This window comes from Mycobacterium sp. (assembly GCF_032159775.1).
Taxonomy (GTDB): domain Bacteria; phylum Actinomycetota; class Actinomycetes; order Mycobacteriales; family Mycobacteriaceae; genus Mycobacterium.
In genome coordinates this window covers 30815-48157 of sequence record NZ_JAVHWK010000006.1, presented here as the reverse complement: position 1 = coordinate 48157, position 17343 = coordinate 30815, and the positions used below count along the sequence as shown (strand labels likewise).

Sequence of the window (17343 nt, the reverse complement as noted above, 5' to 3'; positions counted from 1 at the left end):
GCGGCTCAGCCGGATATCGCCGCGCGGGGTCTGGCAGGCGGAACCGCCGCCAGCAGCGTGCGGGTGTAGTCACTCTCGGGATTGTCGAACAGCTCGTGGGCCGGCCGGTACTCGACCGCCTGACCATCCCGCATCACGAGCACGTCGTGGCTCATCCGTTGGATGACCGCCAGGTCATGCCCGATGAACAGGTAGGTCAGACCCAGCTCTCGTTGCAGCTGTGCGAGCAGCTCGAGGACGCGCGACTGGACCGAGACATCCAACGACGCCGTCGACTCGTCGAGGATTAGGAGGTCTGGTTCGGTGGCGAGGGCGCGGGCGATGCTGACGCGTTGACGTTGGCCGCCGGACAGCTCGTGCGGGTAGCGCGACGCGAACGATGCCGAGAGGCCGACGAGCTCGAGAAGTTCGCCCACCCGCTTCTGGCGCGCCTGCTTGCCGTGCGCCAGCCGGTGCACCTGCAATGGCTCAGCGATCGCCGTGCCTGCCCGAGTGCGAGGGTTGAGTGAGGAGAACGGGTCCTGGAACACGAGGCTGATTCGTCTGCGCAGCGCCTTCTCTGCGCGTCCGCGCACATCCAACACGTCGACGCCGTCCAGCGATGCGCTACCGGAATCCGGTTTGACCAGACCGGTCAGTGCTGCAGCCACTGTCGACTTGCCCGAACCTGATTCGCCGACCAGCCCCAGCGTCGACCCGCGCCGAATCTGAAAAGTCAAGTCCTTCACCGCATGAACGGTCGACCTGCCGACCGCCGTGGTCACCGGAAAGCGAACATCCAGTCCCTCGACGCGCAGCAACACCGCTGCGTCGGCGGCGGCGGGCGGGGGACCGGTCGCGCCGATGAGCGGCCGGGACTTCAACAGCTCCTTGGTGTATGCCTGCTGAGGTTTGTCGAAGACGTCGAGGATCGGCGCCTGCTCCACGGCTTCCCCGTCTTGCAGGACGGTCACGTCGTCGGCAACTTGGCCGATCACCCCGAGGTCATGGCTGATCCACACCACCGCGGCGCCGAAGTCCCGCTGCAGATCGCGCACCAGCTCGATGATCTGCGATTGCGTTGTGACATCCAGGGACGTCGTCGGCTCATCGGCGATCAGCAGCTCGGGGTCGCATGCCAATGCGATCGCGATCATCACGCGCTGTCGTTGCCCGCCCGACAATTGATGAGGGTAGGAGTTCAGTCGCGTCGCAGGATCGGGCAAGCCGACCGCCTCGATCAACTCGAGCGCCCTTGCGGTCGCCTGCCGCCTTGTCATCTTGCGGTGCGTTTCCAGAGATTCCGTGATCTGCCGCTCGATCGTCAGCAACGGGTTCAGTGACGTTCCGGGATCCTGGAACACGAATCCGATGCGACCGCCGTGTACTTCGCGAAGGGTCCGCGCCGACGCGCCGACGAGCTGGGTCGGTGCCGTTTTGCCCGCCAGCGTGCTCGTACCGGTAACGACGGCGCCCGGCGCATCGAGCAGACCGGTTGCAGCCAACACAGTCATCGACTTACCCGAACCCGATTCGCCGACGATGCCCAGCGTCTTCTCGCGTTCGACATCGAAGGAGACGCCCCGGACGATCTCACGTCTGCCGATGCGCACGCGCAGGTCACGCACGCTCAGAACAGCCTCAGCCACTGCGCCTCCGATGTCCGATGTCGGCGCCAGCGCGCCTCCGGGCCTCGATGTCGGCGCCAGCGCGCCTCCGAGCCTCGATGTCGGCGCCAGCGCGCCTCCGAGCCTCGATGTCGGCGCCAGCGCGCCTCCGAGCCTCGATCATCGTGCGCTGCTTGGGATCCAATACATCACGCAGGCCGTCTCCGAAAAGGTTGAAAGCCAGCACCGCGACGACGATGGCGGCCCCGGGGAACACTGCCATCCACCACGCGAGCGTGACGAATCCCTGAGAGTCGAAGATCATCCGGCCCAACGACGGTTGCGGCGGCTGGATGCCGAGCCCCAGAAACGACAGGGCTGCCTCGGACAGGATCGCGAACGCGAGCGACAGCGACGTTTGCACTATCAGTGGGCCCGTGATGTTCGGCAGGATGTGTCGCACCAGCATGTAGAGGTGCCCGGTGCCCATGGTGCGGGACACCTGAACAAAGGGCTCCACCCGCACGCTGAGCGTGGCCGCTCGGGCGACGCGCGCGAAAATCGGTGTGTAGACGATGCCGATCGCCAGGATAGTCGTGGTGATGCCCGGCCCGAGGATCGCGACCACTGCCAGGGCGAGGAGCAGAACCGGGAACGCGAACATGACGTCGACGATCCGCATCACGACGGCATCCAGCCAGCCGCCCCGATAGCCGGCCACCACGCCGATCGTCACACCGACCGCAACGGCGAATGCCACGCTCACCACAGCCACCCGCATCGACGCCTGCACACCAACCAAGACTCGCGACAGGACGTCGCGGCCGAGTTCGTCGGTGCCGAGCCAGTGTTCTCCGCTGGGTGGGCGTAACGCGTTCGGAACGTCGATGTCGTTGATGCCGAACGGAACGATCCACTGCGCTGTCACCGCGACGACCGCCACCATCGCGAGGACGACCCCGCTCACCACGGTGACGGGATTTCCGGCAAGCAGTCGTACGGCCGAGATCCGGCTCTGTTCCTCGCCCGCGCCGGTCGATTCTCTAGTCGTCACGACAGCCGAATCCTTGGGTCCACCAACGCATACAGCATGTCCACAATGAGGTTTATGAGGAGGAAGAGCGCGGCGATCAGCAGCACCGCACCCTGAATGATCGGATAGTCGCGCGCCGCGACGGCGTTGTACACCAGCCTGCCGAGCCCCGGCCAGGCGAACACCACCTCGACCACGATGACACCGCCGAGGATGGTGGCAAGCTGGATGCCGGTGATGGTCAGGATCGGGATGGCGGCGTTTCGGACGGTGTGCCGCATGGTGACAACCCGCGGAGACAGTCCTTTTGATCGGGCCGTGCGCACGTAACCCGTTGCGGCGACTTCGAGTACGGCTGACCGAATGTAACGGGTCATGATCGCCGCGGCGACCAGCCCGACGGTGAGACCAGGCAGGATGATGTGCTGCAACCAGCCGCTGGGGTCGTCGAACAGCGGCCGGTACCCCGATGTCGGAAGCCAGTGCAGGGTGCTGGCGAAAACGGCGATGAGCAGAATGCCCATCCAGAAGTCGGGGATCGAAACCCCGAATTGGCTTGTCACTCGGACGATCGCGTCGCTGACGCGTCCCTCGCGAAGTGCAGACCAGATTCCGGCGGGCAGTGCGATCAGCAACGCGATGATGATCCCCACGATCGCCAGAGACACTGTCGCAGGCAGTCGCTCCAGAAGCGTGACCGTGACCGGGTCGCCATTGCGGAAGCTGACTCCGAGGTTGCCGGTCAGCGCCGACCCGATGTAGCCGAAGAACTGCTCGACGATCGGGCGGTCCAGTCCGCTTGCCGAACGCAGGGCGTCATAAGCCTGTGGCGTGTACCGGGTGCCGAGCGCGATGCGAACGGGGTCACCCGGCACGAGGTGCACGAGCATGAACACCACAATCAGCACCCCGAGCATCACGACGATCGAATACAGCAGGCGGCGCGCAACAAACCTCGCGACCGGGTTCGACACGAAACGGGCAGTGCCGCCGCGCTGAGCGGAAGACGTCATTGCGCACCGCCCTCGCTGATGCTCACGGTCCGGAACCGAACGGCCTTGTCGCGGCGCGCGTCATAGCCGGTCATGTCTTTGTTCCACGCCTGAATGACCGATGGGTTGTAGAGGTAGATGTAGCTGCACTGGTCGGCGATGATCGTCGCCGCTTTGCGATAGATCGCGGCGCGGGCGTCTTTGTTCGTCTCCACACGGCCGGCATCGAGCAGGCGGTCGACATCGGGATTCGAGTATTTCTGCGCGTTGCTGGTGCCGCCGGTGTGATGCTGGGCGTAGTAGTAGTCGTCGGGATCGATATTGCCCAGCCAGCCCATCATCAGCATGTCGAAGTGCCCGCTGTTCTGCTCGTCGAGCCAGGCGGCGAAATCGACGGTGCGGATGTTGACTGTGATACCAAGCGGGGCAAGGTTATCGGCGATGATCTGGGCGGCGGTCACCGTCTCGGGATATTCGTTGGTCACCAGCATATCGAGGTTCTCCGGCGCCGCCTTGGCCTCACTCAGCAGGCGTTTCGCCTGCTCGATGTCGTAGCTGTACTTGCCGTAGCCGGTGTACCAGAAGCCGCCCTTGGGAATCGCGAGTTGGTTCTCGGCTGCGGTGCCATAGCTGGTGGCCGCCACGATGGCGTCGCGGTCAATCGCGTACGCGATCGCCTGACGGACCCGGACGTCGTCCCACGGCTTGCGTGCTTCGTTGAGCGCGAGATACCAGTAGTCGTTGCTCGGCGTGACGGCGAGTTCGACGGAATCGTCATCCTTGAGCTGATTGACTCGCTGGGTGGGAATCGAATCGGTCCAGTCGATTTCACCGGCCTGCAGGGCAGAGAGTGCGGTGGACTTCTCGGGTATGAACCGGAAGATCACGCCAGAAACCTTCGGGGCGCCGCCCCAGTAGTCGGGATTGGCATCGAGCGTGATGGCGTCGCCACTCTTTTGGCCTGCGAACGAAAACGGGCCGGTGCCGATCGGGTGGGTGGCGATGTCGCCGCTTTCGACGTTCTTGCGCTGCACGATCGCCATGCCCTTGAAGCCGCCGAGGTTGGTCAGCAGGTTCGGGGTGGGTTGCTTGAGGCGCATGACGACAGTGGTCGGATTGGTCGCACGTACGTCGGTGACGGCGCTGAGCTTGTCGGCGTTCGTCAACTCCTCGTCGATGATCCGGCGGTAGGTGTAGACCACATCGTCGGCGGTGAACGTGCTTCCGTCGTGGAATGTGACCCCCGGGCGCAGATGAAACGTCCACGTGAGTTGATCGGGGGTGATGTCCCACGACTGCGCCAGCGCCGGCCGCATCTCGAGGTTGTCGTCGGGTTCCACGAGGGTGTCGTACACATTTTCCAGCACCTCGAACGAGAAGTAGGCGCTGGTCTTGTTGGGGTCGAGTTGGTCTGGTTCGCCGGCGATCGCGGCCACCAGACGGCCTGACGCGTCGTCGCCGAGGTCGACCTTCTCGCCGGTCGAGCAGGCACCAACGGCGAACACCAGCAGGGCGACGAGCACGGCAGCGGTCAACCGCGCCGCTCTCGTCATCACCATCACCCCGAATCGTCGGCCCCTGCATAACTACCCGACTTGCACCGGGATCGAAACGCCCAACCTCGGGGTTCAAGATTTACATTGAATGCTCTATGATTTCGACTCATGGCCAAGCCGCCCCTGTCGATGACGCCGACCGGATGGTTCCAAGTCGCCTGGTCGGACGAGATCAAAGTCGGCGACGTGCACCGGATGAAGTACTTTGGCCGGGACCTGGTCGCATGGCGTGCACAGTCGGGGCAGCTGACCGCCATGGATGCCTACTGTGAGCACCTCGGCGCCCATCTCGGCTACGGCGGACATGTGGTGGGGGAGGTTCTGCAGTGCCCGTTCCATGGATGGCAGTGGGACAACGAAGGCCGCAACGTCTGCATCCCGTATCAGGATCGGCCGAACCGCGGCCGCCGCATCCGAACGTTCCCGGTCACCGAACGCAACGAATCGGTTTACATCTGGCATGACATCGACGGTCGGGCGCCGTATTTTGAGGCGCCCGACATCTTCGCGGGCTTCGCCGACGGCAGCAGTGCCGCCGACTACTACCCCCAACAACGGCTGTACCGCGAAACCTTGGAGATGCATCCGCAATACGTCCTCGAAAACGGGGTCGACTTCGCGCATTTCAAGTTTGTCCACCAGACCCCGATCGTTCCGGTGTTCACCCGCCACGAGTTCGACGCCCCGGTGTCCTACGTGGATTTTACGATCACTTTCGAGGGTGACGAGAACCAGACGATCGACGATGTCCGCAGCGGCGTGGAAGCCATCAACGGCGGTCTGGGCATCGCGGTGACAAAGAGCTGGGGGATGGTGGACAACCGGACCATTTCGGCGATCACACCCGTCGACGATCGCACGTCCGATGTTCGATTCATGGTCTATATCGGCCGCCGCCCCGGTGACGACTCGCCGAGGGCGGAGACCAAGGCACGCGAGTTCGGAGACGAGATCATTCGGCAGTTCACCCAAGACATCCATATCTGGTGTCACCAGCGCTATTCGGATCCGCCCGCGCTGGCCGGCGCCGAGCAGCAGGGCTTCACCGCCATTCGAAACTGGGCCAAGCAGTTTTATCCCGACGGAATCGGTGGCAGCGCCGCCGAAGTGTATGCACGGAAAGGTCGAACCGAATGAGCGTCATTGACAAGCCGATTCGGGTATTTCAGGTAGCGACCGGCAACGTCGGTTCCGAGATGATCAAGCGCATCGCCGATCAACCGGATCTCGAGCTCATCGGCGTGCACTGCTACTCGCCGGACAAGGTCGGCAGGGATTCAGGCGAACTGGCGGGACTCGCGCCAAACGGTGTGACCGCCACCTGCACCGTCGACGAGATCATCGCCGCGAAACCCGATGTGCTGACGTTCCACGGCGTCTTCCCAGACGAGGACCTTTATGTGCAGGTGCTCGAGGCGGGAATCGACATCGTCACCACAGCCGATTGGATCACCGGATGGCACCGCGACACCAACCATCCGCACCCGTCCGGTAAGCCCGTGTCGCAGCTGTTGGCCGAGGCCTGCGAGAAGGGCGGTGCCACGTTCTACGGCACCGGGATGAACCCCGGTCTGAATCAGATCCTCGGTGTCGTGTGTTCGGCGGATGTCGCCGAGATCGAGAACGTCACGACGATCGAATCGGTCGACGTCTCCTGCCATCACAGCAAGGACACCTGGATCGAGGTCGGTTACGGCCTGCCGGTTGACGATCCGAGCATCCCGGGGAAGCTGGAGAAGTACACGCGCGTTTTCGCCGACAGCGTGCTCATGATGGCCGACTGCTTCGACTTGTCACTCGACGAGGTGAAGTTCAGCTACGAGCTGGGTGCCTGCACCAAGGACGTCGACCTCGGCTGGTACACGTTGCCCAAAGGTTCACTCGGCGGCAACTACATCAAGTACCAGGGCATGGTCGACGGCGTGCCGAGGGTTGAAACACACCTCGAATGGCAGATGACTCCGCACACAAACCCGAGCTGGGACATCAAGGGCTGTTACATCACACAGATCAAGGGCGACCCGTGCATTTACAACAAGCACATGATCTTCCCGAAACCCGGTGTCGACCTGTCCAACCCGGAGAACTTCGCATCGATCGGAATGACCGTCACCGGGATGCCTGCGCTCGCCGCGATCAGGTCGGTGGTCGCGGCGCCACCCGGGCTGCTGACGAGCGCGGATCTGCCGCTGCGCGGTTTCGCCGGTCGCTTCGAACTGTGAACCGGCTCAGGCCACGGTGAGCTCCAGATGCTCGAGTCGTCGCACCAGCAGGCTGGGCAGCCAGCGACCGGTCGCCTGCGCTTCGAACCACGTTGTGCGCTCGAGCAACCGGCCGATCACGATCCTGGCCTCCATGCGCGCGAGCGCGGCACCGACGCAGAAGTGCGCTCCCTTACCGAACGAAATGTGCCCCTTGCCGCCGACGCGGTCAAGCCGAAAGTCGTTGGCGTTCTCGAAATGCGACGGGTCCCGGTTGGCCGCACCCCACAGCAGCAGAAGGCGCGATCCCGCAGCGATGTCGACCCCTGCGAGCGACGTGTCGTTGACGACATGCCGGTAATGACCACGGAACGGAGGCTCGTATCTCAGCACTTCTTCGAGGAATGCGGGCAGCAGATCCGGGCTTTCGCGTATCCGCCGCTGAATGTCCGGTCGGGTCGCGAGCAGGTACGCCGCGGATCCGATCAGCGATGCGGTCGATTCGCCGCCGGCGCTGAACAGGGTCGCCATCATGTTCAGTGCCGTCAGATCGGCCAATTCTCCTGCCGCGCATGCCAACGCGATGTCGCTGAAAAGGTCGTCCTTCGGATCGGCGGCCGCCGCCGGGAAGCGGTTCATGATGTAGCCGGCAAGCTGCATCACCGCGACGCCTGCGGCGGAGAGTTCGTCCTGGCTGACAAGTCCCTCCACCACTTTCGTGGCAGCGTATCCCCACTGCCCGAGCTGATCGCCGTCCTCGTCGGGGACGCCGATCAACCGGCTGACCACCATCATCGGCAGCCGGTTGGCCATCGCCGACATCCACTCGATGACCCCGTCGTGCACGCCGCCGCGCCACAGCAGTTCCTCGGCCACACCGACGAACGACTCGAGCGCGTTGATGCGTCTGGCCGTCAGTTGCGGCACCAGCAACTTACGGTGCGCCGCGTGCGCCGGATCGTCGGCCGTCGCGAGCGCCTGCATCTCGCCGCCGAGTTCGCCCATCGGGAACGCGCTCACCCGTCCCTCCTGAAAGGTCATAGTGGCGGTGAGGTTCGACGAGAAGTCTTGCGGTCGGGCGACGACGTCGGTGACCGCGTCCCAACTGCACACCGCGCTGAACCCGGAGTCGCCGATCCGATGCACGGGGCCCTCGGCGAGCATGCGTTCGTACAGCGGATAGGGATCCTGGACATAGCGGGCATCGAACAGGTCGAGGCCAAGACTTTCGTCGCGCAGGCGCATTACCCAAGGCTGAGCGTGGCCGCCCGTCGGCGTCAATGGACCGGGAGGAACATGAAACGCACTGGTCGCGGGTCCAGGGCCGAGTGTTCTCACGGCGAGCGCCCGAGCTGCGAAAGGTGTGAGAATTTCGTCGACTTTCGTCTCAACGTGAGAAGGTTGAACCTATGACTCGCAGCGACTGGCTCGTCGGTGGCGACCGTCGAACCGCGGCCGCCGAGCGCATCTACGCCGCCGCGACGGATCTCATAGCGCGCGACGGTATGGACGCACTCGACATCGACGCGTTGGCGTCGCAGGTGCACTGCTCGCGCGCGACGATCTACCGATGCGCCGGTGGCAAGCGCCAGATCCGCGACGCCGTCATGGAACGATCGGCGGCACGGATAGTCAAGGCAGTGCGGTCTGCCGTCGACGGCTTGAGCGGCTCGCAACGCATCGTCGCGGCGATCAGCGTGGCGCTGCGGGAAATCCGTTCGGATCCGCTCGGGCAGCTGATGTTCAGCACGATCCGGGGCGGGCAGGATCGAACGTGGCTGACCGAATCACCGATCGTCGCCCGGTTGGCAACCGATCTCAACGGCTTGGCCGACGGCGACACCGAGGCGGTGCAGTGGATCGTCCGCGTGGTGCTGTCCCTGCTGTACTGGCCGGTCGCGGACACGGCGACCGAGCAGAAGATGGTCGAGCGGTTCATCTCGCCGGCGTTTGCGTCATGACCAGCGTCGCGCCGCGCCGGCCCGTCAACGGTAAACAACTGCGCGCAGACCGGACACGGACGGCGGTCATCGACGAGACGGTGCGGTGTGTCAACGAGGAGGGCTTCGGTGCTGCAAGCGCCAAGCACATCACCGAGCGCGCCGGCGTCACATGGGGCGTGATCCAGTACCACTTCGGCGACCGGGACGGCCTGCTGATGGCGGTGGTGGACAAGGGGTTTGGCCAACTGGCGGAGACCTTGGGCGCCATGGAACCAGGGTTGGCGTCAACGGCAGGGCAGGCACGGGCCGAACTCGTAGTCAACGCGGTCGCTGACGCATTCCTGAGCCCGACGTCGATTGCCGCACTCGAAATACTGATCGCGACCCGTTCCGGACGCGCCGACCCCGACCAGAAGCATCTGCTCGAGCTGTTCTCCACGCTCACCCGGCTCGGTAGATACGTCGCAGACGGGCTCGAGCCCGATCGCGCCGACGCGGTCGGCAATCTGGTCTGGACCACCTTGATGGGTGCGATGGTCGCCAAGATGGCGGTGCCGGGACCCGTCGATGTCAGCCGTGAACTGCATGCCCTGACAGACGTGATCGCCGCCTATGTCGATCGCCATCGGGCGACCTAGAAGCGGGGCGACTTCGTCAGCGGGCTGCCATCCGCCGCCTGAAGTAGGCAGATCACGGTGCTCGGTGTGGGATTGTTCGCCGTCCGATCCTGGTTCGAGTCGATCAGGTACGTCACCGCGAACGAGGTGCCGTTGACCGGCTGCCCCGTGTAGTCCACGAATCCTTTTGCGCACTTGGTCATTGCAACTTGGTCGATTGCCGTGTCAACCGCTAACGGCACGAGCAGAAAGACCTCCGCCTGATGCGGTGCCGAACAGCCGACGACAGTGGTGCTCACAACGCCGGTGTCGATCGCGGGGATCTCGGTCACGCAGTCGCCGACCTTCAAATCGAACCAGTTCTTCGTCTGCGTGGTTGGCGCCGGTGACGTGAGCACGATTGGCGTGGATGGCCTGGTTGCGGGCTCGGAACTCGACGCCACACCGGAACCGTGTGCGCCGCATGACGGTAGCAACGCCAGTGCGGTCAGCGACGCGCACAGCGTTGCCGCCCTACTGGTCGGCCGCATCCTCGAGAAGCTGCGTGGTGATCGTCTGCGCATCGTCGTTGTCGTCGACGTCGCAGGAGAAGCCCTCGACGATCAGGTTGGAGACGACGCCCATCGCATGTCCGCATATCCCGCTGAGGGTCCCGCTCACCTTGGCTTTCAGCGAAATCGTCCGCTCGTTGACGTCTACCACCGTGTCCGGCACCCACGGGCCATCCTCCACCTCGACGTCCTTCACCTTCGCGCACTCACGCCATTTCTCCTTGGACGACTCGAAGAATTCGACGGCTTGATCGGCGTTGTCGAAAAGCACGAGCGTCTGCTCGACGAGCCGCCCGTCGTCCGCACCGCTGGCCTCGAGGAGCAACTGGTCACGAATCGCGGTCCAACGCGTGCCGTCGTAGACGGCGTCTTCGCCCGGATAGATCGCGCCAAGGCAGTCGAGGTCAGAGACCGTGTCCGCGTTGTCGTTCATCTCCTCGGCCGCGTAGAGCTCTTCCACCTCGACGCCGGTGATCTTCTTCAAATCGCTGTTGCTGAGCATCAGGCCATCCAGCGTCGACTCCTCGAGCGCCGGCACGTCGTCCGTCGGCACCGAGGAACGCGATTTGACGGCTTCGCCGGCCACGGTGCTGGTGCAGCCCGTCGTCAGTACGCCGAAGGCGACAGCCACACAGAGCGCGAACGCCGACACCGGCCTTGTCATGGCGGGAGTCTAGAAGACATGCAGGCACTTCGCTGCGGTGATTGCCAGACCGTGGCCGATCCTTGATGCCGATCGGCGGCACTGTGATACTCCTTGCAATGGCCTGAGGAGGGACATGGGGACGATTGCTCGTCTACTGAGCGTTGTCGTCGTGCTGGCGGGCACGGCGGTGGGCACCGCGACCCCTTCGTCGGCGGATCAGGTGATGGAGGGCATCTACACCTTCAACGCCGAGGGTTCCACGCCCGCGGAGTGGACGATCTACCCGCTGTGCACACCAACCGTCGGTGACCTGCGGGAACCGCTGGAATTACCGGTGGCTTGCAAGTTGAAGGTCGTCAGCGCGACCCCCGGCAAGTACACGTTCGAGTTGAACAACCTGAACTGGGGCGGTGACGCCAGGCTGACGGGGGGCATGTGGGCGCTCACCACGAACAAGACCGACGGGTTTCAGTGTGCAGACGGCAGCACCGCACCGACCGTCGACACCTACACGTTCGACGACGTGACGCTCACCGGCATGCACACATCACTGCACACCGCGGTTTGCGGCGCGGCGCCGGGCATGACCAAGACGCCGTTCACGCTCACCTTTGAGAAGCCGCTGCCGATTCCCGTCGACCGCTACCCGTTGGTGTGCGAACCGGCAGGCAATCGTCTTTGCAGGTGACAACCGTTATACGGTGAAGCCGCCGTCCACATTCCAGTTGGCGCCGGTGATGTAGCCCGTGTCGCGACCGGCCAGATAACCGACGACGCCGGCGACGTCACGGGGGTCACCGTAGCGGCCGATTGCCATGAGTTCCTTTGCAGAAGCCGCGAATTCGCCTTCATCCGGGTTCATGTCGGTGGCGATCGGACCCGGCTGGACGTTGTTGACCGTGATGCCGCGGGGGCCGAGCTCACGGGCCAGCCCGCGCGTCAGGCCCGCGACGGCAGCCTTCGTCATCGCATAAGCGGCAAGACCGGGTGCGGGGACACGGTCGGCGTTGATGCTGCCGATGTTGATGATGCGTCCGTCGCTCCCCAGATGTGGTACCGCTCGCTGAACCGCGACGAACACCGCTCGAACGTTGATCGCGAGCTGTCGGTCGAACTCGTCGAGACTCAGCGACTCGACGTCGCGCAGGACGGCAACCCCGGCGTTGTTGACCAGCACATCGAGACCGCCGAGCTGGGCCACCGCGTCGTCGACCGACTTCGCAACCTGCTCGGCGTCGGCGCTGTCGGCTTGGATCGACACTACTTTTCCGCCGTCGGCGGTCACCTCGGCGACCAACTTCCCGGCCTCGGCGGAGGACCTGCCGTATGTGAAGGCGACGGAGGCGCCGTCGGCGGCGAGGCGTCGGACGATTTCGGCACCGATGCCGCGGGACGCGCCGGTGACCAGCGCACGGCGACCTTGGAGGTTTGTCATAGTGCGTTCAAGCTGACTCACGGGGCAGAAATTCCCGCCTGCGTTAGGGTCAGCGGTTGATGAGCCCGCAATCCCGGCTCGAGCGCTTCGAGCAGCGGGCCGAGTGGAAGGTAGCGGATGGCCAAACGAATCGTGGTGTGGGGCACCGGCTTTGTCGGCAAGATGGTTATCGCCGAGGTGGTCAGGCACCCGTTGTTCGAACTAGTCGGCGTCGGAGTGAGCAGTCCCGACAAGGTCGGCCGCGATGTGGGTCAGATCTGCGGGCTGCCCGCGCCGCTGGGCCTCGCCGCGACTGACGACGTCGACGCACTCATCGATCTCAAACCCGATGCGCTGGTGCACTACGGCCCGACCGCGGCCCACGCCGACGCCAACATCGCGCTGATCATCCGTTTCCTGCGGGCAGGTATCGACGTCTGCTCGACCGCCATGACGCCGTGGGTGTGGCCGACGATGCACCTGAACCCACCGAACTGGATTGCGCCCATCACCGAAGCGTGTGAACTTGGCGAAGCGTCCTGCTTCACCACAGGCATCGATCCCGGCTTCGCCAACGACCTTTTCCCGATGACGCTGATGGGCCTGTGCTCCGAGGTCCGCACCGTGCGCGCGTCGGAGCTGCTCGACTACACCAACTACACCGGCGACTACGAACGCGAGATGGGGATCGGGCGGCCACCGGAGAAGAAGGCGATGCTCGAGACTCCCGACATCCTCGTGTTCGCCTGGGGCGGAACGGTTCCCATGATTGCGCACGCCGCAGGCATCATGCTCGACGAGATCACCACCACATACGACAAGTGGGTGACCCCGACCGAACGCGAGTCGGCCAAGGGGGTCATCGCTGCCGGCAACGTCGCCGCAGTGCGGTTCACCATCAATGGCGTTTACCAGGGCGAAAACCGGATTCAGCTGGAACACGTCAACCGCATAGGAGACGATGCGGCCCCCGATTGGCCGACCGGCAACCAGAACGATGTGTACCGCGTCGACATCGAGGGCACGCCAAGCATCTTCCAGGAGACGGCATTTCGGTTCACCGACGGCTCGGGCCGCGATGCGGCGGCCGCGGGATGTCTCGCAACCGGCATGCGCGCACTCAACGCGGTACCCGCAGTCAATGACCTATCGCCCGGCTGGGTGACTGCCCTGGATCTACCCCTGATCGGCGGGGTTGGCACCATTCGCTGAGTAACGCCTGCGACTCCATCCGAGATGGACGATAGGGTTGGCCGCGAGATTGGATTGAGATGGCTGATGGGGTAGGGCTGTCGGTTGGTGCCACCAACCTGACGGCGGTAGTGGTCGACCGGGCCGCGGTGACGCGGTCCGCCGTGGTGACCCTCTTTCCGAACCGGCCCCTCGAGGTCGGGTTGCCGGCTGAGAATCCCCGGCTGAACAGCGACGAGCGTGGGCTGGTCATCACCGGATTCGTCGATCGCGTCGGAGATCCGGTGGGCATCGTTGCGTCCGACGGCAGCACCCACCGCGGCGAGGTCCTTCTCGCCGAAGCGCTGCTCGAGATGCTCTATGAGGTGACCAACGGACGGGGCACCACCGACCCCGTCGTGGTGACGCACCCGGCGCATTGGCGTCCGGCGACGGCGGAGGCGCTGCGTGGCGCCCTTTCGCAGATGCGGGAGTTCACCGGGGTGTCGCTGGTCTCCGACGCGAAGGCGGCCGTCGCGGCGTTGCAGGACAATCCCGGACTGCCGACCAGCGGAATCGTCGCCGTGTGCGACTTCGGCGGGAGCGGGACGAGCATCACGTTGTTCGACGCCGCCAACGGCGGCGAACCTATCGGCCAGACGGTCCGGCACGCCGAGTTCTCCGGTGACCTGATCGACCAGGCGCTGCTGACGCAGGTGCTGGCCGGCACCTCCGATGCCGGGGACGTCGACCTCACGGGGACGTCTGCGATCGGCCCGCTGACTCGGCTGCGCGCGCAATGCCGGGCGGCCAAGGAAAGGCTGTCGACCACAGCGGCGACCTCGCTTGCCGCCGACCTTCCCGGACATCGCGGCGAGGTCCGGCTGACCCGCAATGAGCTCGACGAGGCGATCCGAGCGCCGCTCGCCGATTTCGCGGGCGTTCTTCAGGAGACGCTTGATCGCAACGGGGCGCGTGGGCTGGCTGCCGTCGCATCCGCAGGCGGCAGCGCGCGCGTCCCACTCGTCACAACGACGCTGTCCGAGCACTTCGGTGTGCCGGTCATCACCACCCCGCAGCCCGAACTGACATCGGCGATAGGAGGCGGCCTCCACGCCGCCCGTGGCACCGCAGAAGAGGGCTCGACCGCCCTCGCGCAAGCGGTTGCCCCACCCACCGCCGCGGCTGCGGCGGTAGTCGCAACGCAGATGGCGCCGGAAGTCCACGCCGACGACATGGGCTCCGGGGCGTCTTCGGGGTTGGCCTGGTCTGAGGCCGACGACGTGCCCGACGTCGTCGCCCCCACGGACCCGTACGACTACGGCGGCGCTGCGGCCACCGACGCGATGGGCGGCCCGCGTCCGCCGATGCAGTTCGAACCCGCCACCGGCCCGTACGACAGTGGTACCGCCAAGCGGACGATGCCGTTCGGTCTGCTGGTCGCAGGCCTACTCCTCGTGCTGCTCGCCATCGCGTTGGCAGTGTGGTTCGTGCTGCGGAGCAACGAGAGCACCCCGTCGCCGTCATCGACGACCGTGAGCACGACCGCGCCCCCCGCTTCGCCGACGTCGGAAGCGCCGCCACCGCCCGCATCGGAGGCGCCGGCGCCACAGGAGGAGCCGCCCGCCACGCAGACGGTCACGCAGCAACCGGAGACGATCACGCAGACCCAGGAGCCGCCGCCGACGAGTGAAGCGCCCCCGCCCCCGCCGCCGTCGTCCGAGGCCCCGCCGCCTGCCCCGGAGTCACCGTCGTCGGCGTCGTCGCCACCGCGGCTGATCCCGACCCTGCCGTACCCGACGATTCCGGGTCTGCCCTTTGTCCCGGCACCGGTACCGGCCGCCCCCTAGGCTCTCGAGCTATGACTCAGACGGACGGCCTGCTGTTCAACCCAGACACCTATGATCCGGAGCAGTTCGACCCCGAGACCCGACGCCTGCTGCGCGCGACCATCGACTTCTTCGAGGGGCAGGGCAAAAAGCGCCTGCTCGACGACGACCTGAGGGTGGTCTGGCCGGCCGACTTCGTCGATTTCGTGAAGCGCGAGAGGCTGTTCGCGACTTTTCTGACGCCGTCGGAGTTCGCCGACGGTGACCCGAACAAGCGCTGGGATGCCGCACGCAACGCGGCACTGTCGGAGATCTTCGGGTTCTATGGGCTGACCTACTGGTACACCGAGCAGGTCACCATCCTCGGCCTCGGGCCGATCTGGCAGAGCGAGAACAAGGACGCAAAGCTCAAGGCGGCCGACGACCTCGAGTCTGGCGAAGTGATGGCGTTCGGGCTGTCCGAGCGCGAGCACGGCGCCGACGTCTACAACACCGACATGGTGCTGACGCCGGCGAGCGAGGAGGACCGCGCCAACGGAATCCTGTACCGGGCGACGGGGGAGAAGTACTACATCGGCAACGGCAATGTCGCGAGCATGGTTTCGGTGTTCGGCCGCCGAGGCGACGTCGAGGGCCAGGACGCGTATGTGTTCTTCGCCGCAGACAGCCGTCACGAGAACTATCACCTGGTCGACAACGTCGTGCACATGCAGATCTATGTGAGCACGTTCCGGCTGGAGAACTATCCGGTGCGTGAGGAGGACATTCTGCACACCGGCGTGGAAGCCTTTGCGGCTGCACTCAATACCGTCAACATCGGCAAGTTCAACCTGTGCACGTGTTCCATCGGGATGGTCGAACACGCCTTCTATGAGGCGATCACGCACGCGCAGAACCGAATCCTTTACGGCAATCCGGTGACCGATTTCGCGCACGTGCGGGCCAATTTCGTCGACTCCTATGCCCGCATCGTTGCGATGAAAATGTTCAGCCAACGGTCGGTCGACTACCTGCGCAGTGCGAGCCTCGACGACCGGCGCTACCTGTTGTTCAACCCGGTGACCAAGGCCAAGGTCACGATGGAGGCCGAGAACATCGTGCGGGCGCTGCATGACGTCGTCGCCGCCAAGGGATACGAGAAGAACACCATGTTCCGCGAGGTGGCACAGCTGATCGGGGCGCTACCCCGGCTGGAGGGCACCGTGCATGTGAACGTCGGCCTTGTGCTGAAGTTCATGCCGAACTACATGCTCAACCCCAAGGACTATCCGGAGATCCCGACCCGCAACGATCCCGCCGACGACGTCTTCTTCTGGAATCAGGGACCGACGCGTGGCGCGGGCAAGGTGCAGTTCGCCGACTGGGCGCCGGTGTACGAAAGGCATTCGGAGATCCCGAACGTCGCCCAATTCTACGAGCAGGCGCAGGCGTTCAAGCAGTTCCTGCTCACCGCCGCCCCTGATGCGGATCAGCTCAAAGATCTGGACTTCCTGCTCGAGGTCGGCCATCTGTTCTCGCTCATCGTCTACGGCCAGCTCATTCTCGAGCAGGCAGCGCTGACCGGCGTCGACCACGACATCGTCGACCAGATCTTCGATTTCCAGGTTCGCGATTTCAGTTCCTATGCCGTTGCCGTGCATGGGAAGTCGAGCTCGACGCAGGCTCAGCAGGAATGGGCACTCGGCGCGATCCGCAAGCCGGCGGCCGACGCGGCGCGCTTCGGTCGGGTGTGGGAGCGGGTCAAGGCCTACGACGGCGCCTACGTGATGCGCCCATAGCCGACTCGTGCAGCCGTGCCGCGTCGG

At 64.8% G+C, this 17343-nt stretch carries 16 protein-coding genes; 8 read left to right on the top strand and 8 right to left on the bottom strand.

What is annotated here, in order from left to right:
- Positions 1–5 precede the first annotated feature (5 nt).
- The 4 genes from QOJ24_RS00730 to QOJ24_RS00715 are packed head-to-tail and all read right to left on the bottom strand — an operon-like array spanning position 6 to position 5164.
- Positions 6–1628: a dipeptide ABC transporter ATP-binding protein gene (locus QOJ24_RS00730; RefSeq protein WP_526258121.1), complete on the bottom strand. Its 1623-nt coding sequence runs from the start codon at positions 1626–1628 to the stop codon at positions 6–8.
- Positions 1621–2640, bottom strand: coding sequence for an ABC transporter permease (locus QOJ24_RS00725; RefSeq protein ID WP_526258119.1), 1020 nt, complete (start codon positions 2638–2640; stop codon positions 1621–1623). Before QOJ24_RS00725 ends, QOJ24_RS00730 begins: the two co-directional genes overlap by 8 nt.
- Entirely contained in the window at positions 2637–3632 is a 996-nt protein-coding gene (locus tag QOJ24_RS00720; RefSeq protein WP_526258117.1) for an ABC transporter permease, read from the bottom strand. The genes QOJ24_RS00725 and QOJ24_RS00720 overlap by 4 nt, the downstream gene beginning before the upstream one ends.
- Complete coding sequence (locus tag QOJ24_RS00715; RefSeq protein ID WP_526258152.1) at positions 3629–5164, bottom strand: ABC transporter substrate-binding protein; 1536 nt, start codon at positions 5162–5164, stop codon at positions 3629–3631. Before QOJ24_RS00715 ends, QOJ24_RS00720 begins: the two co-directional genes overlap by 4 nt.
- A 111-nt stretch (positions 5165–5275) precedes the next feature.
- Between QOJ24_RS00715 and QOJ24_RS00710 the strand changes: the two genes are divergently transcribed.
- A complete protein-coding gene (locus QOJ24_RS00710) occupies positions 5276–6304 on the top strand; it encodes a Rieske 2Fe-2S domain-containing protein (protein ID WP_526258115.1) in 1029 nt (342 codons plus the stop codon).
- Positions 6301–7389 carry an NAD(P)H-dependent amine dehydrogenase family protein gene (locus tag QOJ24_RS00705; protein ID WP_526258113.1) on the top strand — a complete coding sequence of 363 codons (1089 nt, stop codon included), beginning with the start codon at positions 6301–6303 and terminating at the stop codon, positions 7387–7389. The genes QOJ24_RS00710 and QOJ24_RS00705 overlap by 4 nt, the downstream gene beginning before the upstream one ends.
- A gap of 6 nt (positions 7390–7395) precedes the next feature.
- On the opposite strand, the gene QOJ24_RS00700 is transcribed toward QOJ24_RS00705, so the two are convergent.
- On the bottom strand, positions 7396–8613 hold the full coding sequence (locus tag QOJ24_RS00700) for a cytochrome P450 (RefSeq protein WP_526258111.1): 1218 nt from the start codon (positions 8611–8613) through the stop codon (positions 7396–7398).
- 164 nt (positions 8614–8777) lie between these two features.
- Here QOJ24_RS00700 and QOJ24_RS00695 point away from each other — a divergent pair, with 164 nt between their 5' ends.
- Both QOJ24_RS00695 and QOJ24_RS00690 read left to right on the top strand, forming a co-directional pair.
- On the top strand, positions 8778–9329 hold the full coding sequence (locus tag QOJ24_RS00695; protein WP_526258109.1) for a TetR/AcrR family transcriptional regulator: 552 nt from the start codon (positions 8778–8780) through the stop codon (positions 9327–9329).
- Entirely contained in the window at positions 9326–9949 is a 624-nt protein-coding gene (locus QOJ24_RS00690; protein ID WP_526258108.1) for a TetR/AcrR family transcriptional regulator, read from the top strand. Before QOJ24_RS00695 ends, QOJ24_RS00690 begins: the two co-directional genes overlap by 4 nt.
- Here QOJ24_RS00690 and QOJ24_RS00685 read toward each other — a convergent pair.
- Positions 9946–10458 carry a hypothetical protein gene (locus QOJ24_RS00685; protein WP_526258106.1) on the bottom strand — a complete coding sequence of 171 codons (513 nt, stop codon included), beginning with the start codon at positions 10456–10458 and terminating at the stop codon, positions 9946–9948. The genes QOJ24_RS00690 and QOJ24_RS00685 overlap by 4 nt on opposite strands.
- Positions 10442–11143, bottom strand: coding sequence for a sensor domain-containing protein (locus QOJ24_RS00680; RefSeq protein WP_526258104.1), 702 nt, complete (start codon positions 11141–11143; stop codon positions 10442–10444). Before QOJ24_RS00680 ends, QOJ24_RS00685 begins: the two co-directional genes overlap by 17 nt.
- Before the next feature lie 115 nt (positions 11144–11258).
- On the opposite strand from QOJ24_RS00680, the gene QOJ24_RS00675 reads away from it, so the two are divergent.
- Positions 11259–11813 (top strand): hypothetical protein, encoded by a 555-nt coding sequence (locus QOJ24_RS00675; RefSeq protein WP_526258102.1) that lies wholly within the window; start codon positions 11259–11261, stop codon positions 11811–11813.
- A 6-nt stretch (positions 11814–11819) separates the two neighbouring features.
- Here QOJ24_RS00675 and QOJ24_RS00670 read toward each other — a convergent pair whose 3' ends face one another.
- Complete coding sequence (locus QOJ24_RS00670) at positions 11820–12560, bottom strand: SDR family NAD(P)-dependent oxidoreductase (protein WP_526258100.1); 741 nt, start codon at positions 12558–12560, stop codon at positions 11820–11822.
- Between the two features lie 117 nt (positions 12561–12677).
- On the opposite strand from QOJ24_RS00670, the gene QOJ24_RS00665 reads away from it, so the two are divergent.
- Genes QOJ24_RS00665 through QOJ24_RS00655 form a run of 3 tightly spaced genes read left to right on the top strand, consistent with a single transcriptional unit; the run spans position 12678 to position 17316 of the window.
- On the top strand, positions 12678–13751 hold the full coding sequence (locus QOJ24_RS00665) for an NAD(P)H-dependent amine dehydrogenase family protein (RefSeq protein ID WP_526258098.1): 1074 nt from the start codon (positions 12678–12680) through the stop codon (positions 13749–13751).
- Positions 13752–13810: 59 nt separating this feature from the next.
- Positions 13811–15559: an Hsp70 family protein gene (locus QOJ24_RS00660; RefSeq protein ID WP_526258096.1), complete on the top strand. Its 1749-nt coding sequence runs from the start codon at positions 13811–13813 to the stop codon at positions 15557–15559.
- A gap of 11 nt (positions 15560–15570) precedes the next feature.
- On the top strand, positions 15571–17316 hold the full coding sequence (locus QOJ24_RS00655; RefSeq protein ID WP_526258094.1) for an acyl-CoA dehydrogenase family protein: 1746 nt from the start codon (positions 15571–15573) through the stop codon (positions 17314–17316).
- Positions 17317–17343: the final 27 nt, after the last annotated feature.

Excerpts from the sequence above, each read along its gene's own strand:
- QOJ24_RS00655 (WP_526258094.1), top strand. The coding sequence starts at position 15,571 with ATGACTCAGACGGACGGCCTGCTGTTCAACCCAGACACCTATGATCCG.
- QOJ24_RS00690 (WP_526258108.1), top strand. The coding sequence starts at position 9,326 with ATGACCAGCGTCGCGCCGCGCCGGCCCGTCAACGGTAAACAACTGCGC.
- QOJ24_RS00705 (WP_526258113.1), top strand. The coding sequence starts at position 6,301 with ATGAGCGTCATTGACAAGCCGATTCGGGTATTTCAGGTAGCGACCGGC.
- QOJ24_RS00660 (WP_526258096.1), top strand. The coding sequence starts at position 13,811 with ATGGCTGATGGGGTAGGGCTGTCGGTTGGTGCCACCAACCTGACGGCG.
- QOJ24_RS00720 (WP_526258117.1), bottom strand. The coding sequence starts at position 3,632 with ATGACGTCTTCCGCTCAGCGCGGCGGCACTGCCCGTTTCGTGTCGAAC.
- QOJ24_RS00685 (WP_526258106.1), bottom strand. The coding sequence starts at position 10,458 with ATGCGGCCGACCAGTAGGGCGGCAACGCTGTGCGCGTCGCTGACCGCA.
- QOJ24_RS00670 (WP_526258100.1), bottom strand. The coding sequence starts at position 12,560 with ATGACAAACCTCCAAGGTCGCCGTGCGCTGGTCACCGGCGCGTCCCGC.
- QOJ24_RS00695 (WP_526258109.1), top strand. The coding sequence starts at position 8,778 with ATGACTCGCAGCGACTGGCTCGTCGGTGGCGACCGTCGAACCGCGGCC.
- QOJ24_RS00665 (WP_526258098.1), top strand. The coding sequence starts at position 12,678 with ATGGCCAAACGAATCGTGGTGTGGGGCACCGGCTTTGTCGGCAAGATG.
- QOJ24_RS00680 (WP_526258104.1), bottom strand. The coding sequence starts at position 11,143 with ATGACAAGGCCGGTGTCGGCGTTCGCGCTCTGTGTGGCTGTCGCCTTC.
- QOJ24_RS00715 (WP_526258152.1), bottom strand. The coding sequence starts at position 5,164 with ATGACGAGAGCGGCGCGGTTGACCGCTGCCGTGCTCGTCGCCCTGCTG.
- QOJ24_RS00710 (WP_526258115.1), top strand. The coding sequence starts at position 5,276 with ATGGCCAAGCCGCCCCTGTCGATGACGCCGACCGGATGGTTCCAAGTC.
- QOJ24_RS00700 (WP_526258111.1), bottom strand. The coding sequence starts at position 8,613 with ATGCGCCTGCGCGACGAAAGTCTTGGCCTCGACCTGTTCGATGCCCGC.
- QOJ24_RS00675 (WP_526258102.1), top strand. The coding sequence starts at position 11,259 with ATGGGGACGATTGCTCGTCTACTGAGCGTTGTCGTCGTGCTGGCGGGC.